This is a genomic window from Nostoc sp. ChiQUE01b (genome assembly GCF_034531255.1).
GTDB lineage: Bacteria > Cyanobacteriota > Cyanobacteriia > Cyanobacteriales > Nostocaceae > Nostoc.
The window spans coordinates 31875-52679 of sequence record NZ_JAVRBM010000065.1; the positions used below are offsets into that span (position 1 = coordinate 31875).

A 20805-nucleotide genomic window follows, 5' to 3' on the forward strand; every position below is an offset into this window, starting at 1 on the left:
AAAACTTCCAGATTTAGTATTCCCAGATATCTGAATTTGTTTACGAAAAATCGCCAAAAATTATACCGGAATTTCAATAAAAAATTCTGTTCCCTCTCCTGGTGTAGAAATGCAGCTTAACTGACCCCGATGTTTTTCTACGACAATCGAATAGCTAGTTGATAATCCTAAACCTGTACCACTACCTACTGATTTCGTTGTAAAAAATGGATTAAATATCTTATTTTGCACGGACTTAATCATGCCGATACCGTTGTCTGCAATCGAGATTAATATCTTGTTTGATTCTTTTAATTCAGTTTGAATTACAATAGTAGGCTGACGATTTGTGTCTGATATTTCTAAGGCATCAATGGCATTGTTGATAATGTTCATAAACACCTGATTGAGAGCAGAAGCATAACAATTAACTAAAGGTAGTTGACCATATTTCTGAATAACTACAATCTCGGGATGTTTACTATTATTCTGAAGTCGATGCTGCAAAATTAACAGCGTGCTATCAATACCAGAGTGAATGTCTACGGGTTTGATTTCTGATTCATCCAAACGGGAAAAATTTCGCAATGACAGCACAATTTGACAGATGCGATCTGCTCCCACCCTCATCGAGGATAAGAGCTTTTGTAAATCGGTAACAAGAAATTCTAGTTCCATATCTGCCATTTTTTCGGCAATCTCTGGCAATGGTTGCGGATAAAGTTGCTGATATAAATTATTTAATTCAATTAAGGATGCAACATATTCACTTGCTGGTTTTAAGTTGCCATAGATGAAATTAATCGGATTATTAATTTCATGAGCAATTCCAGCAACTAGCTGTCCTAAACCGGACATTTTTTCTGATTGAATGAGTTGGGCTTGAGTCGAGTAAAGTTTCTCCAGTGTTGATTCTAGCTGAGTAGCCTTTTGGGTTATTTCCTGGGTGCGTTCTTCTACTTTTTGCTCCAGAATGTGGGAGTATTCCTCTAATTGGCGATAAAGTTGAGCATTTTCTAGGGAGATAGCTGCTTGACTGGTGAGAAGTTTGAGAACTTGTAGGCGATCGCTCGTAAACGCTGCCACTGTCAGGTTATTTTCTAGGTATAAAATGCCAATCAACTTGCCTTGGTTGAGAATTGGCGCACAGATAATACTCTTGGGTGAGTGGCGCAGAATGTAGGGATCAGCCGCTAGGGTTGGCTCAACTAGTGCATTATCAATCACAGCCAAAGTGAGAGTGTTTTTGACCCGATTGATTAGGGTAACAGGTACTGTTTGATGATCCTCACACGACAGCGAGAGTGCATCCGCACCGTTACGCGAAGGCAAGACAATGGCTGGTTGTTCGAGTTGAGAGAATGCCTCAATTACCCAGCGATCATCGCCTGAAGGCATCAGTAGAGCACATTTATCAGCTCCCGCATTTTTGAGTATGACCTCAAGTAGGGTTGAGAGTAATTTCTCCAACTCAATTTCACTCGACAGTGATTGAGAAGCTTTGAGGATAGTTGCCAGATCGAGGGCTTCTGAGAGGCTATTATTATTGAAGGTAGAAATCTGCATCGTCTGTGAGAAGACAGGAATCATCGTTTCCGTGGGTGTGAAAGATGGTTGCTGTGTTTGGAGGATTGCTAGGAGCAGTAAGGGATAGCGGGTTTCTAAATCGATAACTTTGGCTTTTGCTCCCCAACGGGTGTAACAATAGTAGGCTTCGGTCATGTAGACTTGAGCGATTTTTTCTTTGCCCCAATCGAGATAAAATTTGGCGGCCAGCTCATTGCTAAGTGCCTCTTCGTTGAGGTATTGATTTTCTTTGGCCAGTTGAATGGCGCGATCGTAAAGAGCGATCGCCTCTGGATATTTCTTCAGTATCCGATGTTGTTCTGCTTCTACCAGTAGAAACTTATGTTGGTAATTGCTTGGGGCGTAAAAAGCCCATTTCTTCAGTTTTTTCTGATTGTCTTTAACTTGCTTGAGGAGTTGCTGACGTTCTGAAGATGAGACTTGGGGATAAACAGCCAACCGCGACAGAGATTCATAAAAGTAATGTATGACTGTCTGCAATGATGATACACCAGCATGAAGATAAATTTTTGCTACCTTCGCTTTTTCAACAGCTTCAGCATACTCCTCAAACAAGTAATGTAAGGATTGTTGGTGAACATAGCTCATGAACAACCCTAAGTGATCTTTGGTGGCTTGCTGCATAGGAATTACTTCGGCAGCTTGATAACTTTCCCCCGACAAGATGCTGGGATTGTTGGTATGACCCAGAAGATTTAAGGTAGCTTGATGATGAATTTGTAGGTAAATTGAGCCATTTTTCTGGTTCAACCGGGCCATCGCCAATAGTAGCGATCGCATTGTTTGTTCCGTGTCACTCAACTGTTTTCCTGTACAATACTGGTTGTAAGGATACATAACCCCCGCCCAAGTTGCATATTCTACATCTCCTGTTTCTAGCCCTGTTTGGTAAGCCTCTAATAGCAATGGAATGTTGTCTTTTATAGGTTCGCGCCAATGGCTGATTAAGATACAGTTTATGAAGAGGGTTTGTGCCTTTGAATCAGTGGCGTTAAAACGCTCTAACACTTGCAAAGCCAATTGCCCAAACTGATAGCCCGCTTCAATATCCATCACCACACCGCAAAGAATCATTCCATACCAAGCGTAGGCAACGGCTGAAAGGGCGGTATTACCGTAGCGAACCGATAAATTAATCCGTTCAAAGACGAATAGCGGCATCAACTGTGGAGCGCAGATATAAGTCGCAGATGCCGCACTTGATAAAATTCGCATGATCGCCAGCGCCTTGGGATTGCTCATCTTGGGTAAGTCGATCAACTCTGCTGTTTTTTTATTACCCAAGATCAGCTTTGTTTTCGCTAATCCCAGCAAGACATCGATTTTAGTGGGTTGTTTGGGAAGTTTAAGTCCCAACTGCTGTAGTACATCTAGGCTAATAGAAACAGCCTCCTGAATCTGGTTTTGAGCAATATGAGACAATATTTTAGTCTCGTAGGCACTAACTTGATCGAGTAAATTTCTGGCATTTTGCAAAATCGAGGCAATTAGTCGATCTGTTTGCTCAAATTGGCTGCATAGGTAAGCGACTCCAGCGCCTAAATCATACAGTGCCAAGGTCAAGGGATAGTTATCTTGCCATTTTGTATCTGGTAGTCGATCAATGCCCTTGCTCACAAACATGAAGGCGGCATCAAAGGCGGCGGCAGCTTTAGCGGCTTTGCCCGCCTGTAAGTTGAGGGTGGCATATTCATAACGGGCGTCAGGCTCGGTAATTAACTCGGCGGCTAAGTTAAAATGACCGACAATATCAAAAATTCTTTCCTGACGCTGGGTTTCGCTACTGTTGCGAAGTAGCAATGTAGCGATTTCTAGATGGGTAATTTGTTTTTGGTCATCAGGAATCAGAGAATAAGCAGCTTGTTGGATGCGATCGTGCAAAAACCGATAAGTCGGATTTGCTGCGGCATCAGAAACCGATGCACTATCAGACTGAATAAAAAACTTATAGATTTCCGTATTCGGAATAATCAACCCTTCTTGCAAAGCTTTCCATAAATCAGCCGCCGTTGCTTCTAATGATTGTTCAGAAACGATCGCCAGCGTATTCAAATCAAATTGTGCCCCAATACAAGCCGCTAGTTTCAGAACATTCTGAGTCTGGTTCGGCAACTTTTGCAATTGCAGTGCCATAAACTCCATCACATCATCGCTAAGTGCTAAGGCTCTGACTTGAGCGATATCACACTGCCAATATCGTGTTTTTGAGTCAAAAGTAATCTGTCCATCTTCATACAATGCTTTCAAAAATTGCGTGGCAAAAAAAGGATTTCCTTTCGTTTTTTGCACCACCAATTCCGTTAAGGGTTGAGCTAGGGATAACTTGCAATTTAGCGTATCTGCTACCAGATGATTCATATCCGCTAAACTTAACGATTGCAGCGTAATGGTATTAACTACTGCCCCAATTTTAACGATTTCGTCTACAGTCAGGATGAATGGATGAGTCGGTGATATTTCATTATCCCGATAGGCAGCCAAGATTAATAAATATCCGGCTCCTGACATCAACAATTGTAGCAATTTCAGCGATGCGGAATCTGCCCACTGTAAGTCATCTAAGAATATCACTAAGGGATGTTCAACGCTTGTGAAGATTTGCACAAATTTCTGTATCAGCAGATTGAAGCGATTTTGAGCAGCAGTTCCCGATAGTTCTGTGACTGGGGGCTGTTTGCCGATAATGCACTTTAGGGATGGAATGACATCAATTAAGACTTGTCCATTTTCTCCAACGGCTTCGAGAATCTTAGTTTTCCAGGTTTGTAGTTGTGCATCTGATTCTGAAAGTAATTGCCCGATTAAGTCTCGGAAGGCTTGGACAAAGGCGCTAAAGGGAATATTGCGCCCAAACTGGTCGTATTTGCCTTTGATAAAGTAACCACGTTGGCGAACAATGGGTTTATGAACTTCATTGACAACGGCAGTTTTTCCAATGCCAGAAAAACCTGCTACTAGCATCATTTCCGTTGCCCCAAGGCTGACTTTTTCAAATGCTTGGAGGAGGGTTTGAACCTCCATGTCTCGACCGTAGAGTTTTTCGGGGATGATAAAGCGATCGCTAATATCTCGCTCTCCTAATATAAAACATTCAATGTTTTCGGTGGTTTTTAATTGACTTAGACAAATTTCTAAATCATGCTTGATTCCTAATGCACTTTGATAGCGGTTTTCAGCATTTTTAGTGATTAATTTACTAACAATCTCAGATATAATTAACGGAATATGAGGATTTATTTGATGGATTTGAATAGGAGTTTTTGCCAAGTGGCAATGTACCAATTCCATCGGATCGTCACAGATAAATGGTAATTGTCCCGTGAGTAATTCATAAAAAGTGACACCTAATGAGTAGAAGTCACTGCGGTAATCAATCCCCCGATTCATCCGTCCAGTTTGCTCTGGTGAAAGATAGGCAAGTGTGCCTTCTAGAGCATTGGCATTTTGGATATTTTGCGTTTCTCGTGGTAGTAAAGATGCAATACTAAAGTCGATTAATTTAACTTGTTTGGTTTCGGGATTAATTAAAATATTGGCGGGTTTAATATCTTTATGAATAATGCGCTCGTGATAGAGTAAATTTAAGGTGTCGCATAGTGCGATCGCAATTTCTAGAAACTCCTGTAGAGATGTGATATATCGCGTCTGGTTAGAGGTGAAATAATTTTTGAGAGAAATCCCGCCAAAGTCTTCCATGACTAACGCATAGCCATTTTGGTAGGCTTCTAGGCTATAGGTTTGGACGATTAGCAGTGAGTTGAGATTTTTAGCAATGGTATACTGATTGCGAAATTGTACTAGTTCATGGAAGCTGGGATAAGGATTTTTCAGCAGTTTAATGACTACGGGTAATGAGTCAGTCTCTCGAACTGCTCGATAAACTATAGTTCTGGAACCGTTATAGAGTTCGTCCTTGATCTTGTATCCAGAAATATTCAACATCCCACTAAATCCTCAAGACTTCAGATTTAGTGTTCCCAGATATGGAGTGATAAGCTGTTCCACATTTAAATTGCATAAGCTGGGCGGGCAGGATGCCCACCCCACAAGAGTTATATTTAATTCGATTATGCAAATTAGATGTTTTTTAGCTTACCAGCAACCAAGTTACCCATTTCCAGTTGTTGATAAAATGAGTTTATCTGTTGCCAGGAAATCAATCCTATGGAACACCCCATTCCTCTACCGCCACTGCCAACGGCGGCCGAACTTCCCGACTCGGACGATACACCAGTGGATAACGAACTGCAAAACCTGATTCCTAACTTACTGTTGGCTATTTTGTCAGCTATTTGGAGCGATCGCACCGATTGGTTCTTTGGTGTAGACATGGGTATCTACTATCTCCCGACTGCACCCCAAAAACCCGTCATCCCCGATGGGTTTTTGAGCTTGGGTGTCCAACGACGGCGACGAGTGCCGAATGGAAGACTCAGTTATGTGCTTTGGGAAGAGAATTGGACACCACCGATTTTGGTTGTGGAAATCGTCTCTCAAACTTATGGTGGGGAATACGACATCAAAATGGGCAAATATGTGGATTTGGGGGTGTTGTATTACGTTATCTACAATCCAGAATATTGGCAACGAGATAATCATGCTCCCTTTGAGGTGTATCGGCGGGTTGATGATGAATTTGTGTTGCAGTCGCAAGAGCAGTTTTGGATACCGGAGTTGCAATTGGGAATTGGGGTAGCTTCAGGTATTCATAAAGGTTGGGAGCGAGACTGGTTATTTTGGTTTGATCGAGCAGGCTCACGCTTCCCTACCCCTGATGAACGTGTAGAACAGGCACAACAACAAGCTCAACAGGCACAACAACAAGCTCAACAGGCGAAACTCGCCCTACAAGACTTGCAAAATCGACTCAAACAGCGAGGTATCGACCCAGATAGTTTGTAAGTAGTCAAGAGTCATTGGGCATGGGGCATTTCTGAAAGTGGCAAAATTTAGAGGGGGATTTCAATAATAAACTCTGTACCCTCACCGAGAACAGAGTTACAAATCAATAGTCAATCAGAATTTTTGAAGTTTGTTGAAGAAAGCGCTTTCATTGCCTCAAAGGCTGATAAGGGCTAGGAGTAGGTTGAGGATTTGATGGCTTGCTTAACTGGGGAGTTGGCCCACTCCAAACTTGATTGAACTGAGCTACCGACAACGACTGTAAAAGACTGAGATTAAGCGGCTCTTTGCTGATAAATGTAGCATAGGAAGGCTGCAAATAGGAACGGTATTCAGGGCGGTTGAGGAGATGGGTTTCTAAAAAAGCGACGCTGAGGGCGTTGAGATAGGAAAAAACAGCAGTACGATCGGGGCCTAGCAAAGCAGGTGGCACAGGTAAGACATTATTTCCAGAAGTAGGTTCGGCGGTCGCTGAAAAGTGGGTGGCATTTTCAATCAAAGCTAGGTATTTATTGGAGTCAGAAAGCCAAGTAAAGGGGCGAATTTGCTCAGATACGGGTGGTGCAAAAACATCTTGACTACCTGCTACCAGCATGACGGGAATTTTTATTTGACTGATTCCCCCCTGACCCAAAACTGAGCTGTCAATGGGATTAATCGCAATGATGGCCTTGATGCGATCGTCTTTGAGTTCGTAATTCTTTGGAGGTAAATCGTTTGCTTGACACTGCAAAAACAGCGACAAATTAAAGGAGGAATTATCGGGATTGCAATCTTGCCTCAGTTGGCTAAAATTAATATTCGCTCCTGCTAAAGTCAAAACAGTATAACCACCAAAAGACTGACCGATCGCCCCAATTTGCTGAAAATTGAGTTTTCCTTGGAGGGTGGGATCGGATTGATCTAGACGCTGGAGTTCATTGAGTAGATATTTGATATCCAAAGGTCGGTTGATAAATTCTGCTGCATCTGGCGGCCCTGCCAAACCCGCAAAGTATAGCTGAAAGCGTTCGGCATTACTACCAGGGTGTTCCAGTACAGCAACGGCAAAACCATAGGATGCTAGATGTTCAGCCAGGTAGACAAAAGTAGAGCGGTCTGAGGCCAGTCCGTGAGAAATTACAATCAGGGGAAAGGGAGGCGCGAGTAATTCTCCAGCTTTTTGTGAACCTGCTGACGGCAGATAGATATCTACGGGTAGACGGCGTGAGCGAGAAATGTCATTTAACTCGAAGGTTTTTTTCTGCCAAGTGAATTTTCCTGGCGATCGCAAATCTGGTTTTTGGGAGAAATCAATTTTGGAAGTGGCTGCTTGAGCGATCGCTTCTTTTTGCAGAGAGGCAAAAACTTCATCCTTTTTTTTAATCAATTGCGACAAGTCATCGACTATCCTTAACCCTTCTGTGAAATTCACCCGGATAGTATCGCTAGGAAATTTTCGCAGTAAATTCACAACTGTTAACCCCTCGCGATCGGCAGCAGACAAAATTAAAGAGGCACGTATGGCATAGAAGCCATTTTTTCGAGACTCAGTGAGGAGTAATTTTCCCAGTTGTTGCACCAACTGCTCGCCTATCGGTGAGTAGGTAACTTGAGATACTAGTGTAGGAGTGACATTAAAGCGCTGCTGGAGTAGATCCCGCAATTGAGCAAGTTGTTCGGGAGTCGCACGACTAGCATAAAATGAAAAATCTTGATCGATTTTGCCTTCTTTAGCAAAGGTTTCCAGCGAATCCACCGATAAGTAAAATTCCCCGAAGGGAGGATAATAAAAGCTAATGCGTTCAGCCCCCAATCCGGGAGTAGCAGTCAAGAACGTAGATAACAAACCTAAACCCAGATATCTCAAAAATTTTTTCATTAGAAAAACCCATTATCTAACCTTGGCAAACAAGTTTGGGCAGGGAGGAAAGCGGGGCGGGATCTATAACCGCTTTCCTGTTGAATTGGTTTAGATATATCAAACAGGCTACAAGCACAATAAAGCAAGTACTTACCAAAAATTTGACAAGAGCTTTGAAAGATCAAAAGACATGAGTAGCAAATTTTTCAGCCAAACAGCATCAGTAGCGCGATAATAGATATAGAGAGATCAAAATTAAGTTATATGTCCTTTGCTTCCTGCGCCTGTTGTGTTGTCATCCTCAACCAACAACAAGAGCAAAATATCTCCCACCAAAAGCAGTGCCGGGATGTGCCAGTTAACCACAGTCAGAGCACGGTTAAAAGTTGTACTGTAATTGAAAATGGCCGAGTGGTCGTTAAACCTTTACAACCACCACTCAATCAGACTTCCGAGTAACTTTCAGAAATTTTACCCTTCTCCGTAGTCATAAAATGTATTTTGCCTAAAAAAAGACTCTTCATCTTTAGTCAATGTAAAACTCTTGTCAAGTACCAAACCAAAATCTGTCAAATATGTCTGCTTACCGTCGGTGAGGATGTTGCGAAAATGTGCGTCAAAATGGATGATTCCCTTCGTTCTCAAAAAGGTAGTCGTTGTGCGTAAGTTATCCAGCGGTTTTTGAAGTTTGTTAGGGTTTTCCCGCAGCCATGTTTCCAGAATATGCGGTATATACTCTAGAAACAGAACCAACTCATAGTTAGCGTTTGCTCTATCTAACATATAGTTCCCGGCGTTGGCACTATTGCCCCAGTACTCCACATAATCTTTTAGACGCGACATATCGACATCCGCACGCCGCCTGTCCAAGGGAATAATTCGATAATGGTACATTAGTGGGAAGGTGGCAATTACCCCCGGTAAAGATGTGATTCATTGCGTCTTTAGAGCGCAAACAATTGGGAGTAGTTCATGTAGTGTATTCGGCGTTAATCTTCACGTAGTCATAACTCAAATCACAACCCCAAGCTTTACCCGAACCATAACCATTGCCAATATTAACGGAGATTAACACCGTATCCTGTTGCAGATAAGCACCCACCGCTGCTTTTTTCAAATAAGCACTTGCTGCTGCCCGATCAAATTGTAGAGGTTGTCCATTTTCTAACATTAAGAAATTCCCTAGTTTAATTTGCAGGTTTTCTTGTTCAAAAGGCACACCTGCACGTCCGGCGGCGGCGGCGATGCGTCCCCAATTTGGATCGCGTCCAAAGATTGCAGATTTAACTAAGGATGAACCAGCGATGGTTTTGGCTATTTGTCGGGCTGAGATTTCATCATGGGCCCCTGTCACTTGCACTTCAATGAGACAGGTTGCACCTTCACCATCACGAGCGATCGCTTTGGCTAAATGCTGGCAAGCTGCTGTTAACATTGCCTCTAATTTCTCTGCTTCTGCGCCCCATTCTATAATTGCTGGGGTGCGAGATTGACCATTTGCCAAGGCAATTAAGCTGTCGTTGGTGCTAGTATCACCATCCACAGTGATGGAATTAAAGCTTCTATCAGCTGCCCTTGCTAACATCTGTTGCCAAAGGTGAGGCGAAACTACAGCATCACAAGTCACAAATGCCAGCATGGTTGCCATATTGGGGTGAATCATGCCGGAACCTTTGGCAATGCCGCCAATTCGTACCGAGCGGTCGTTTATAGTTGTCTCTAGGGCAATAGATTTTGTTACCAAGTCTGTAGTGATAATCGCCCCAACGGCGGCATCTGAGCCTGTTTCTGATAGTGCTGCTACTACCTTGGGAATCCCGCTTCGCAAAGCATCCATCTTAATTCTTTGACCAATCACACCAGTGGAAGCCAATAACACAGATTCAGACGAGATGTTTAGAGCTTGGGCTATTGCCATTGCAGATTCTAGAGTATCAAGGTAGCCTTGAGTTCCTGTAGCGGCGTTTGCTTGTCCAGCGTTGCAGAGGATGGCACGAGCGCTTTGTTTGGCTTGCAAGCGTTGGCGACAATATTCTACGCAGGCAGCTTTCACTTGGCTGGTGGTGAACACACCCGCTGCGATCGCTTCCACCTCTGAGAATATCAAAGCTAAATCTGGCAACCCCGAAGGTTTTAATCCTGCGGTAATTCCCGCCGCCTGATACCCCCTTGGTGCTGTGATACCACCTGTTATTTCTTGCCAATCTGCCATTATTCTTCCTTACAACTATCAGGTTGGATAGGTCAATATGTACTTTACAAAAGTGCCTTGGAAAAGTTCCCAGTGCTGAGTTAGGAGTTAAGAGTTATTAGTAGTTTTGCCCTACTTCCCCAGTCCCCAGTCCTCAGTCCTCAGTCCCCAGTCCCCAGTCCCCAGTCCTCAGTCCCCAGTCCCCAGTCCTTTTTATTGTGAGTTTATTTGCTGATGGCAATAATAATGCACCAATTGGCGATTGGCATAATTGTTTTTACCTTTCTTATGACGAAATTGGAGCAAGTGATAGGACTGTTAGAAATGCAATAACTCTTCACTAACTCTCTAGACTCCCTTCATTCACTTGAGGGGAGTTTTTTGTTAGGGTATACCCCCAATCTCTTGGAACGCTGATACCAATTTCAGAACCCAGTTCCCAGACCCCTATATCCCCAATCTCTTTTTCTCTACGTACCAGCATTTGGTAAGTTAGTACATAATCTGAAACAATAACAGTAAAAGCAGAGAGGGGATTACGTTGAGTCACAATCCAGATGCCATAGCCCCCCACGGTGGACAGTTGGTTAACCGTATCGCCACACCAGAACAAAGGGCAGAGTTTCTCTCAAAAGCTGACTTTTTGCCGCGAGTGCAACTTGACGATCGCGCCGTTTCCGATCTAGAAATGATTGCGATCGGTGCTTTTAGTCCGCTAACGGGTTTTATGAACCAGAAAGACTACGATCGCACTGTGACAGAAATGCGATTAGCTAACGGTCTTGTCTGGTCAATCCCGATTACACTATCGGTAAGCGAAGAAGTAGCTTCACCGTTGCCAGAAGGTGGCTTAATTCGTCTGGATAATTCCAGAGGCGAATTTATCGGAGTTTTGCAACTTACCCAAAAATATCACTACGACAAAATCCGCGAAGCAATAAAAGTCTACCGTACTGATGATGTCAATCATCCCGGCGTGCAGGTACTCTATAACCAAGGTACTGTACATCTGGCGGGTGATATTTGGTTGTTGCAACGCGAACCTCATCCCCAGTTTCCCAGTTATCAAATCGATCCAGCGGCCTCACGGCAACTATTTAAAGACAAGGGTTGGAAAACCATCGTCGGCTTTCAAACTCGCAACCCCATCCACCGCGCCCATGAATATATTCAAAAGTGCGCTTTAGAAATCGTTGATGGTTTATTTTTGCACCCATTAGTCGGGGCAACAAAAGAAGATGATATCGCTGCTGATGTGCGGATGCGCTGCTATGAAATTTTGCTGGAACACTACTACCCCTTAGACCGGGTAACTTTGGCAATTAATCCAGCTGCAATGCGCTATGCTGGGCCTCGTGAGGCCATATTCCATGCTTTAGTTCGCAAAAACTATGGCTGTACTCACTTTATCGTCGGACGGGATCATGCTGGTGTCGGTGACTATTACGGCACTTACGACGCTCAGTATATCTTTGATGAATTTGCGCCAAACGAATTAGGCATTGTGCCGATGAAATTTGAACACGCTTTTTACTGCACGCGCACTAAGCAGATGGCAACATCTAAAACCAGTCCCAGCAGGCCAGAAGAACGCATTCACCTATCGGGGACAAAAGTTAGAGAAATGCTGCGGCGCGGTGAGTTACCTCCACCAGAATTTTCTCGTCCAGAGGTAGCAGCAGAGTTGGCGCGGGCAATGCGGATAGAAGTAACGGTTTAGGGAATTGGGGTTTAGGAGTGCTGAGTGTTGAGTGCTGAGTGCTGAGTTAGGAGTTAAGAGTTAAGAGTTAAGAGTTAAGAGTTAGGAGTTTTGTTTACCTCCTTGTCCCCTTGTTCCCTTGTCCCCCTATCTCCCTCATCTTCCCCTGCTCCCCCTGCTCCCCCTGCTCCCCCTGCTCCCTCTGCTCCCTCATCTCCCTCATTTCCCACATTTTTATAACTTTACAATACAGAGTTCAGCCCTGTAAGCTGCTAACTGAATAGCTGAGGGCTGATAGCTAATTATGAAACGTCGCACGTTTTTAAAGAGAATTGGCTCAATACTCGCGGTATTGGGGATAACTGAAGCTGAATGGTTGTCTTTGGGAAATCGCTATTATCAGGCTTTGGCACAACCCAGTCCGCGCAAGTTGGCATTGTTAATAGGTATTAACCAATACCTAAAAATTCCAGCCCTCAGTGGTTGTCTGACTGATGTGGAACTACAAAGAGAACTTTTGATTCATCGCTTTGGTTTCCAAGGGTCAGATATCCTAACCTTAACTGAGGAAGAAGCTAGTAGGGAATTCATTGAGAGGGCTTTTTTAGATCGCTTGGGTAAGCAAGCTAAACCCGATGATCTGGTCGTCTTTCACTTTAGCGGTTATGGCAGCCGTGTCAAATTGGAAACATCTCCAGAGACAATGCAAAATGCTCTGGTGTCAGCTAATGGCAGTTTGACATCAGAAAAAGAGACAATAGTCAACTGTATATTAGAAGAAACTCTACTGCTATTATTGCGATCGCTGCCTACAGATCGAGTCACAGCAGTATTAGATACTAGCTATTATGCGCCAACCCCAGTATTAGGATTAAAAAGTCGCGCCCTTCCCGAATCAGTAGGGGCAAAGCTAGCAGCAGAAGAACTTGACTTTCTCCAACAACTTAAAACTCAGAAGTTACCCAGCACGCCGATTGTCTTAGCAGCTACCTCAAATCCCAAGCAGTCGGCGAGGGAAGAACTCTTTTCTGGTTTTAGTGCTGGGTTATTTACCTACGCCTTGACGCAGTATTTGTGGGAATTCACCCCAACTACCAGAATTCAAGTCGCCCTCTCCTATATGGAAAATTCTCTATCCAAATTGGGTAGTAAACAGCAACCAGCGTTATTAAGTAGTCAGAAAAATCAACATCTAACGTCTCTACCGCCAGACGGTATTATTGGTGCAGAAGGCGCAATCACAGCCATTGAAGAAGACGGCAAAACAGTCCATCTGTGGTTAGCAGGATTACCGCCACAAGTGCTGCTATACTACGAAGTTAATTCTCGATTTACCTTAGCAACAACAACAGAAGAATTAGTATTGCGATCGCGGACTGGGTTAACAGCAAAAGCGCAAATTTCCCAAATTGAAGGTGTATCCCTACAAGTCGGGCAACTTGTCCAAGAAGCAGTCCGGGTTTTATCCCAAAATATCCATTTAATAATTGCTTTGGATACTGGATTAGAAAGAATTGAGCGGGTAGATGCCACAAGTGCCTTTGCTGCATTTCCCCATATCTCCACCGTAGTTGTAGGAGAAAAACCAGCTGATTATTTATTTGCCAAACTACAGCAAACACCTAGTCGCTATGGTCTATTTTCTCTTAGTGGCGAACTAATTTCTAATGCCACGGGGGAAGCAGGAGAAGCAGTAAAATCAACAGTGCAAAAGTTAGCACCAAAATTATCAACCTTGTTAGCAGCTAAGTTATGGCGACTGACAGAAAATCAAGGTTCTTCCTGCTTGGCTCTGAAGACAACCTTAGAAATAATTAACAACATATCGCCTCGCGCGATTGTGCAGCGCGAAACAGTACGAACTTTCAAAACAGAAACTTCGATTCAAAAACCAGTACAGACGCGATTAATCGCGTCTGTGCCCACACCGATTGTCCCTATCGGTAGTCAAATACAATATCGGGTAGAAAACCAGAGCGATCGCCCAGTATATTTAATCTTGCTGGGATTAAACAATAATCATACAGCGATCGCCTTCTATTCTTGGGAAACCCCCCAAGCACCAAACACTGAGGACACCAAGCCCGTCCTGAAACAAGTTGTCATTGCTCCAGGTGAAACCCTCACCCTACCCCAAACTAATACTACTTCCGAAGATTGGGTGATTTCAGGGCCAGCTTCTGAGTGCGAACACCAACTGATTTTTAGTACTGCCCCTTTTAACGGAACTCTCGCCGCCTTGAACGCTGCCAAGAATTCCACAGCCGAAGAAGGGTCAATTGGTCCATTGTTGAACTCCTTAGACGTTGTACAAGCCTTACTACAAGACCTACATAACGCTAGTGCCTTCAAAACAGATATGAACGGCACAGCAGCCGATTCACATAGCTTAGATGTGAATAATTGGGCAAGTCTTAGCTTTAGTTTTCAAGTGCTGTAAGTTAATGTGACACAATTTTGGATTTTGGATTTTGGATTTTAGATTGACCCCATACATGAATGCAGGGGCTTCAATTAAAAATTTTCGATTTTGGATGAGAGGATTTATTCTCGCGTTTAAATTCGGGAGCCACTGCGTTGGACGGGTTTCCCGGCTTGTCCCTTGCGCGTCTCCCCTTCTCCCAAAGCTATCCATTACCCGGATCTTTCTTAACATTTGCGAGAGTATTCACTCACGTTTTTTATAACCCTGATTCGTTCGTCGTTAATTCTCAATAAAAACCTACTTTTAGCAAGAATATTAAGAGGTAACTTGTCAAGTATGCCTCACACCGAGCGTGTTTAAGATGCCTACAAAACAAGCGTTTCAAGATTGTAAAGAAAGATGTGACTAATGGATAGCTCCCTTTGGGAGAGGCTAGCGCCTTCTCTACGAGACGCACTTGCGAACGCGGAGCGTCTCGTAGAGAAGGGAGAAGCAAGTGGCGTGGGCTTCAAACCAATTTAAATTCTAAATTTTGAATTTTCAATTCCATTATTTAAAATTTAAAATCTAAAATTCGGTCAAAAGTGTTTTTAAGGACAAAGGACAAATGACAAAGGACAACCCTCACTAGTTAATGTGCAATTTTCTTTGCATAACAGCTTAGTGCCTCTACTAAAGCCTGATTTTGCTCATCTGTCCCAACAGTGATGCGTAATTTATCATCTAGTCCGGGCTGCTTGAAATAGCGAATTAAAATTCCCCGTTCTTTCAGTTTTTGATAGAGATATTCTGCGTTTCCTTCTCTTGGTTGTGCCAGCAAAAAGTTAGCTTGGGAATCCCAGATATGAAAACCTAATTGTTTCAATTCTGTTGCTAACTTAGCCCGTGATGTCTTAATCTTGGCTACACAAGCATTTTTATAAGCTTGGTCAGTGATGGCAGCCGTGCCAATTGCACAAGCGATCGCATCAATGTTATAGCTATCTTTAACCTTAAATAATCCCTGCAACAGTTTGGGATTCGCCACCCCAAAGCCCAATCGCAATCCTGCCAACGAGTACCCCTTAGATAGTGTCCGAATCACGATGACGTTTTCGTATTCCTTAACCAAAGCTAATGCATTCTCTTCGGTAAAATCGACATAAGCTTCATCAATCACTAAAACTCCAGATAACTGGCTGGCTAATTTTCGTAAATCATTTGTTGCTACCAGATGCCCCGATGGACTATTGGGCGATGCAATAAATGTCACAGCCCCATTGGCAGCAACTAATTCTTCCAAAGGTAAGCTGTAGTCTTTGCTGTAGGGAATCTCAATAATTTCCGCCGCTTGCATTTCTGTTAATGTGCGATATAGCACGTAAGTAGGCATCGGATAAACTACCTTCTTCCCAGGTTCTGCACAAGCTCGAATCACCACACTCAACAATTCGTCACTGCCATTTCCGACAATTATCCAATCACTAGGAACTCCTAAAACTTGACTTGCAGCTTGCCGAAACTCCCCCCCGAAAGGTTCTGGATAGCGCCGCAACCACTCACCATCAATATTTCGTAGCACAGCTAATGCCGCAGGAGAAGGAGGATAGGGATTTTCATTGCTATTAAGTTTAATAATTTGTGTACCGCGTTGAGGCTGCTCACCGGGAACATAGCTAGCCATTGCATCAACATTGGAGCGAAAGTAGTTGGTCATAGGGCATTGGGAATTGGATAGGATTTCTATGACGGGCTACGCTTACCATTGGTGTCAACTTAACGTGAAAGCCATCCTAGAACAAGCTTTTAGATATTGTCTTGTTCCCAGTCTCCAACTGGGAATGCCGTCCTAGAAGCAGAGCCTCTTTTGCTGGCGGCAGAGCCGCCAAGAGCAGCATTTCCAGCCTCTGGCTGGAAACGAGGTTTTAAAGGAGTTTCAGCTTAAGTTGACACCAATGCCTCCCATCCCTTGCCACCTGCGATCGCTGATAATATTCCAATGATTAAAATATCTGTTAATACATGGACACGGCTTCTCTCTACACGCGGGTCTTCTATCTCCCTAAAAATCGATGCCATTTTTTCTTTACGTGCATCCGCATTCGCTATATTCAATTTTTTTGAGCTTTTAACTATTTTTTTTCGAGATCCAAAACCTGATCCCATGAGAATGATCCGTTTAGCTAAGATAGACGCTTTGTTCCCTTAGCCTACTACTTAACATCTCTAGATACTCAAATCTCTCTGTAAAACTATAGCTGTACAACATTATCTGTATTTTATGCTACAAAATTAGATGCGCTTACCCTGCTATTGCAATGTAGTTTTTGAATACCTTGATAACCTTTATCTCCCAAGCATTCTATGTCTTCTCTTAACCTAAGTTTACTATTTTTAAATATACGAAAATCATGCTCTCTACCTTTCCCGTGAGAAGTGCAGATGATTTGACCATTGGCTTGATCTACCACTACTTGTGATTTCAGTGTGTGCTGTTTCTTTTTTCCACTGTAAAACTTTTTTTGTTTTTTTTAGGGCGTTCAATCGGACTTTCTGTAACATCGACCACCACGACCTCTAACTGATGATTAGAAGTAGCGAGTTTTTTCTTACCTGGAAGCGTGAATGCCCTAGAAATAGGTCAGCGTATCTTCTATTTTTCGGATAATTCGGTAAGCTGTAGACTCATTTACCCCCCAAGACTGACCTATATGGAAGTAGGTACGGTACTCTCTCCAGTATTCTAATGTCATCAACAATTGGTCTTCTAAGCTGAATTTACCCGGTCGTCCTGTTTTCTGTTTTGTTCGATGAAGCGATCGCACTACCTCTACCATTTTGCTAAAAGTATCTGGACGTACACCACACAAGCGTTTCAAGTCTTCTGGCTTCAGGCTCTTTACCTGGAAAGTAGGTCATAGATGCTACCCAACTCTAACCTACTTGTCCCACGTATGTGGGACTTTTGCAAGAGGTCTATTGATGACGATCGCCATTGAGATTCGATGCTTCAGCAACCTGCATGATTAATTCTGGCTTCAAGTAAATGTGCAGGATTGACTCACAGGTACTCTTTTCCGGACAGTGCCAGTAGCTCGGCTGCCCCGCTGGCATAAAAATGCTGTCACCCGTTTGCACAATGGAGTCATGCACGCGATCGTCCCGTCTCTGGATTAAACGAGTTGGTTGCTCTCGCAGCATCAACTGAATCCAGTGATTTGACAGGGCAGGAACTTCAGTCTCAATGAGATATGGAGCGTTTTGATAGTGGTGAACCAAAATTCCATTCCAGTCCTGCTGCTGGCTGGAGAACACCAGAGATCGATTGAGCCGTTGGTCAGGTGCGATCGCGCTAATCATGGTGCTTGTCATGACGGTTGTCTTCACCGATAGCTTACAGGTCAGTCTGATAGAATGCCGCTTTTTGATTTTTTCAGCCTGTGGCGTAACCTTATCGTAGTCTGAATCCGCCGATTCAGGAACACACGGATCTTGCAGAGGACTGCTTATTCTCTCAAGCAAAGCGTCTGTAAGGAAAACAACCCATAAAGAAGTGTGACATTTATCTGGAAAAGACATTGCTTCGGCGACGAATTATGTTTTTGTCGCACCAAAAGGTAAAGTTCCCCTAAACGACGTTCATTGATCTGTGAATTAGACCAGGGTGCTTCAGTTAAAAAGTGGTGCTATTGTTGCTGCCAATAAAGGAATCAAGCCCAAAAAGTGACCAATAATTCAGATTTCCATTGACTATGAACCCAAAATCATTAGCAGGGGTTGCGACTGCATTCCCTGGTGGGTGATTCCAGCTTTGACTCAGAAGAATTGGCTGGTATCGGCTTTATTGTGGCCAATGTTAGAAAGTTTGATGGTTGTAGATGAACATAGGAATAATCCAGCCTTACAGTAACGGGTTTTTAGAAGTTGTACCAGAGAGCGATTATTGGCAGATTGCAGCCATACACATCAATGGGCAAGCCTACTGCCCTACTCCTCAGCTTTATCGTTCAGAAAAAGTGGCATTAGCAAAAGCAACAAGAATTTATGATTGGATAGCTGACCACGAACACCAAATCAGTGATGAGGCTTGCTACTGCTCTGAATTGAAACTCATCCTATGGCAGCAACCAAAAGTATCTTAGTTAACCAGGGAGATTGCTTGCCTTGGGCAAATCTGATAGTAGTTCTAAGTAGTAATCTATAATTTTTTACCAGTTTTTTTGGTTACTAGGTCGCTAGATTGGTAAATTATGAATTGATTAAGAAAAAATGCTTGAGAGACTGCATAATGAATAACAAACGAATCCTAACTTTTGTTAGTTGGGTATTTATAGCGTTTCCTAATCACATGAGGTACATCATAGCCCCCTCCCCGTTATTTCGTGGAGGGGGTTGGGGGTGGGGTTCTTGCACCTCACTCAACCGAGAACCGCTATATCTCGTTTTTACTAATCGTCGGCTGTAGTCAAACGACTACACCTAACTTATCCTCAACTGCTAGCCCAGCAGCCCAAACAGCAAATTTGACGATATCAGCAGCTGCTAGCCTCAGAGATGCAATGGACGAAATCAAACCTCTCTACAGTAAGGAAAAGCCAAATGTTACTCTGAGCTACAACTTTGGTTCATCAGGCGCTTTGCAACAACAGATTGAACAGGGTGCAGGAGTTGACGTTTTTATCTCAGCTGCAACTAAACAGATAGATGCTTTACAGCAAAAAGGTTTGTTAGTTGATGGGACTCGCAAAAACTTGCTGAAAAATCAAGTGGTGTTGATAGTACCCCAAAATTCCACAGTTGTGGCTGATTTCAAAGACTTAACTTCACCACGCATTAAGAAAATAGCCCTAATAAGCACATTTTTAGCACCAATCAGAAACTGTCAATCATAAGTTTTATTTCTTGAATAAATCGATTAAGTGCTTTCTGTGCTCCCAGCTTCAATTCAAACAAAATGCGATCGCGTACAAAAATAGTGACGATCGATTTAACCAAATGCTACGTTAACCTTTATGATGACGATAGCAACAAGCAAAAATCGTACCTGTTAAGTCAATGAAATGGATCTTAACAACTGCTCTGATTTTGAGCAGCACTACCCAATATTCAGCACAAGTAACAGATCAAATTAAACAACCAATTACTAATAAACAGCCTGCACAACCAGTTAAAACACCTGCTTCACCTCAACAACCTACTTCTCGACCAGTTTTTATTTTGCCAAAAGCACCTGCTCCATTAAGTCCTGTATCTGGGCGGAGAACAGGAATGGGTAGTCGAGATAATTGCCCTGCGGTTTCAACTCCGCTCACTGCCTTAGTACCATTTCAAGAGCAACAAAAGGTTGGCAAACAGACAAACAAATCAATTATTGGGACTGTAGAGGGACTAACCACTTTAGAACGGCCTACGTTTTGGTTTTACATTCCCTACACTAAGGATTTGTCTAACTCAAGCGCTGAATTTAGCTTACAGGATAGCGCCGAAAATGATGTTTATAGAAATGCGATCGCTCTACCTTCAGAGCCAAGTATTATTGGTATTTCTCTCCCTAGTACTGCTTCATTAGAAGTAAATAAGACATATCGCTGGTATTTGAAAGTACGTTGTAACCAAGAGACAGCAAGCATTCCCATATATGTAGAAGGTGACATTAAAAGAATCAATTTAAATGCTCGTGTTATGCAACAATTACAAGCCGCAAATGAGCCTCGACAAAAGATTATAATCTATGCTGAAAAAGGGATTTGGTTTAATGCTTTAAATATGCTAGCACAAATACGCATTTCTAATTCTAATGATGCATCTATTAAAAAAGATTGGCAAAGTTTATTGCAATCAATCAATTTAGATAATATTGCGATGATGCCCTTAATAAAATTACCAAACCGCTAATAATTTCAGATCCAGTCAGATCATGTCCGGCTAAAGACTTATTATTTAGACCGCAGGGAGCAGGGCGAAAGAGGCTTTTGGGATTTTTGCACAGATGCGGTAATCATAAGTCAATACGGTTCAGTTAAGGAAATTTATCCGTTGAGGCAGGCAGGGGGAGCAGGGGATGCAGGGGAAGCAGGGGGAGAAAAAAAAGCTTATCTGAACCGTATTGAATCATAAGTGATTAACCGGACTTGATATTAAGTATCTATAGGACTCATATTTGATTTTTAAGGGAGCTAGGTACACCTTTATTCCTTCTT

At 43.0% G+C, this 20805-nt stretch carries 16 protein-coding genes and 1 pseudogene; 7 read left to right on the top strand and 10 right to left on the bottom strand.

What is annotated here, in order from left to right; all coding sequences use genetic code 11:
- Positions 1–60 precede the first annotated feature (60 nt).
- Positions 61–5508 carry an AAA family ATPase gene (locus RMY63_RS30620; protein ID WP_322732322.1) on the bottom strand — a complete coding sequence of 1816 codons (5448 nt, stop codon included), beginning with the start codon at positions 5506–5508 and terminating at the stop codon, positions 61–63.
- Positions 5509–5730: 222 nt separating this feature from the next.
- Here RMY63_RS30620 and RMY63_RS30625 point away from each other — a divergent pair, with 222 nt between their 5' ends.
- Positions 5731–6468, top strand: a complete 738-nt coding sequence (locus RMY63_RS30625) for a Uma2 family endonuclease (RefSeq protein ID WP_322732323.1) — start codon at positions 5731–5733, stop codon at positions 6466–6468.
- Between the two features lie 148 nt (positions 6469–6616).
- Here the strand turns inward: RMY63_RS30625 and RMY63_RS30630 are convergent, their stop codons facing one another.
- Positions 6617–8329 carry an alpha/beta hydrolase gene (locus RMY63_RS30630; RefSeq protein ID WP_322732324.1) on the bottom strand — a complete coding sequence of 571 codons (1713 nt, stop codon included), beginning with the start codon at positions 8327–8329 and terminating at the stop codon, positions 6617–6619.
- A gap of 246 nt (positions 8330–8575) precedes the next feature.
- On the opposite strand from RMY63_RS30630, the gene RMY63_RS30635 reads away from it, so the two are divergent.
- Positions 8576–8770 (top strand): hypothetical protein, encoded by a 195-nt coding sequence (locus tag RMY63_RS30635; protein ID WP_322732325.1) that lies wholly within the window; start codon positions 8576–8578, stop codon positions 8768–8770.
- 12 nt (positions 8771–8782) lie between these two features.
- Here the strand turns inward: RMY63_RS30635 and RMY63_RS30640 are convergent, their stop codons facing one another.
- Together RMY63_RS30640 and argJ are read right to left on the bottom strand one after the other, a co-directional pair.
- Positions 8783–9205: a hypothetical protein gene (locus RMY63_RS30640; RefSeq protein ID WP_322732326.1), complete on the bottom strand. Its 423-nt coding sequence runs from the start codon at positions 9203–9205 to the stop codon at positions 8783–8785.
- 76 nt (positions 9206–9281) lie between these two features.
- Positions 9282–10523, bottom strand: a complete 1242-nt coding sequence (gene argJ / locus RMY63_RS30645; RefSeq protein ID WP_322732327.1) for a bifunctional ornithine acetyltransferase/N-acetylglutamate synthase — start codon at positions 10521–10523, stop codon at positions 9282–9284.
- 520 nt (positions 10524–11043) lie between these two features.
- On the opposite strand from argJ, the gene sat reads away from it, so the two are divergent.
- Positions 11044–12222, top strand: coding sequence for a sulfate adenylyltransferase (gene sat / locus RMY63_RS30650; RefSeq protein WP_322732328.1), 1179 nt, complete (start codon positions 11044–11046; stop codon positions 12220–12222).
- Between the two features lie 74 nt (positions 12223–12296).
- On the opposite strand, the gene RMY63_RS30655 is transcribed toward sat, so the two are convergent.
- Positions 12297–12431, bottom strand: a complete 135-nt coding sequence (locus tag RMY63_RS30655) for a hypothetical protein (RefSeq protein ID WP_322732329.1) — start codon at positions 12429–12431, stop codon at positions 12297–12299.
- A 74-nt stretch (positions 12432–12505) separates the two neighbouring features.
- Here RMY63_RS30655 and RMY63_RS30660 point away from each other — a divergent pair, with 74 nt between their 5' ends.
- Positions 12506–14641, top strand: coding sequence for a caspase family protein (locus RMY63_RS30660; protein ID WP_322732330.1), 2136 nt, complete (start codon positions 12506–12508; stop codon positions 14639–14641).
- A 616-nt stretch (positions 14642–15257) separates the two neighbouring features.
- Here RMY63_RS30660 and hisC read toward each other — a convergent pair.
- The 5 genes and pseudogenes from hisC to RMY63_RS30680 form a co-directional block, all read right to left on the bottom strand.
- Complete coding sequence (gene hisC / locus RMY63_RS30665; RefSeq protein ID WP_322732331.1) at positions 15258–16322, bottom strand: histidinol-phosphate transaminase; 1065 nt, start codon at positions 16320–16322, stop codon at positions 15258–15260.
- A gap of 242 nt (positions 16323–16564) precedes the next feature.
- Positions 16565–16684, bottom strand: a pseudogene (locus tag RMY63_RS30670) (transposase family protein); the annotation flags it as partial.
- Positions 16685–16884: 200 nt separating this feature from the next.
- Positions 16885–17076 (bottom strand): hypothetical protein, encoded by a 192-nt coding sequence (locus RMY63_RS41950; protein ID WP_416212563.1) that lies wholly within the window; start codon positions 17074–17076, stop codon positions 16885–16887.
- A 159-nt stretch (positions 17077–17235) separates the two neighbouring features.
- Positions 17236–17484 carry a transposase family protein gene (locus RMY63_RS30675; RefSeq protein WP_322732333.1) on the bottom strand — a complete coding sequence of 83 codons (249 nt, stop codon included), beginning with the start codon at positions 17482–17484 and terminating at the stop codon, positions 17236–17238.
- Between the two features lie 97 nt (positions 17485–17581).
- Complete coding sequence (locus RMY63_RS30680; RefSeq protein WP_322732334.1) at positions 17582–17977, bottom strand: hypothetical protein; 396 nt, start codon at positions 17975–17977, stop codon at positions 17582–17584.
- Positions 17978–18483: 506 nt separating this feature from the next.
- Between RMY63_RS30680 and RMY63_RS30685 the strand changes: the two genes are divergently transcribed.
- From RMY63_RS30685 to RMY63_RS30695, 3 genes are all read left to right on the top strand, one after another.
- Entirely contained in the window at positions 18484–18747 is a 264-nt protein-coding gene (locus tag RMY63_RS30685) for a hypothetical protein (protein ID WP_322732335.1), read from the top strand.
- Between the two features lie 240 nt (positions 18748–18987).
- Positions 18988–19497 (top strand): molybdate ABC transporter substrate-binding protein, encoded by a 510-nt coding sequence (modA, locus tag RMY63_RS30690; protein ID WP_322732336.1) that lies wholly within the window; start codon positions 18988–18990, stop codon positions 19495–19497.
- Positions 19498–19660: 163 nt separating this feature from the next.
- A complete protein-coding gene (locus tag RMY63_RS30695; RefSeq protein WP_322732337.1) occupies positions 19661–20500 on the top strand; it encodes a DUF928 domain-containing protein in 840 nt (279 codons plus the stop codon).
- Positions 20501–20805: the final 305 nt, after the last annotated feature.

Bases quoted from the DNA above. Each gene is read 5' to 3' on its own strand.
- RMY63_RS30620 (WP_322732322.1), bottom strand. From the start codon at position 5,508: ATGTTGAATATTTCTGGATACAAGATCAAGGACGAACTCTATAACGGT.
- RMY63_RS30625 (WP_322732323.1), top strand. From the start codon at position 5,731: ATGGAACACCCCATTCCTCTACCGCCACTGCCAACGGCGGCCGAACTT.
- RMY63_RS30630 (WP_322732324.1), bottom strand. From the start codon at position 8,329: ATGAAAAAATTTTTGAGATATCTGGGTTTAGGTTTGTTATCTACGTTC.
- RMY63_RS30635 (WP_322732325.1), top strand. From the start codon at position 8,576: ATGTCCTTTGCTTCCTGCGCCTGTTGTGTTGTCATCCTCAACCAACAA.
- RMY63_RS30640 (WP_322732326.1), bottom strand. From the start codon at position 9,205: ATGTACCATTATCGAATTATTCCCTTGGACAGGCGGCGTGCGGATGTC.
- argJ (WP_322732327.1), bottom strand. From the start codon at position 10,523: ATGGCAGATTGGCAAGAAATAACAGGTGGTATCACAGCACCAAGGGGG.
- RMY63_RS30660 (WP_322732330.1), top strand. From the start codon at position 12,506: ATGAAACGTCGCACGTTTTTAAAGAGAATTGGCTCAATACTCGCGGTA.
- hisC (WP_322732331.1), bottom strand. From the start codon at position 16,322: ATGACCAACTACTTTCGCTCCAATGTTGATGCAATGGCTAGCTATGTT.
- RMY63_RS30680 (WP_322732334.1), bottom strand. From the start codon at position 17,977: ATGACAAGCACCATGATTAGCGCGATCGCACCTGACCAACGGCTCAAT.
- RMY63_RS30685 (WP_322732335.1), top strand. From the start codon at position 18,484: ATGAACATAGGAATAATCCAGCCTTACAGTAACGGGTTTTTAGAAGTT.
- RMY63_RS30695 (WP_322732337.1), top strand. From the start codon at position 19,661: ATGAAATGGATCTTAACAACTGCTCTGATTTTGAGCAGCACTACCCAA.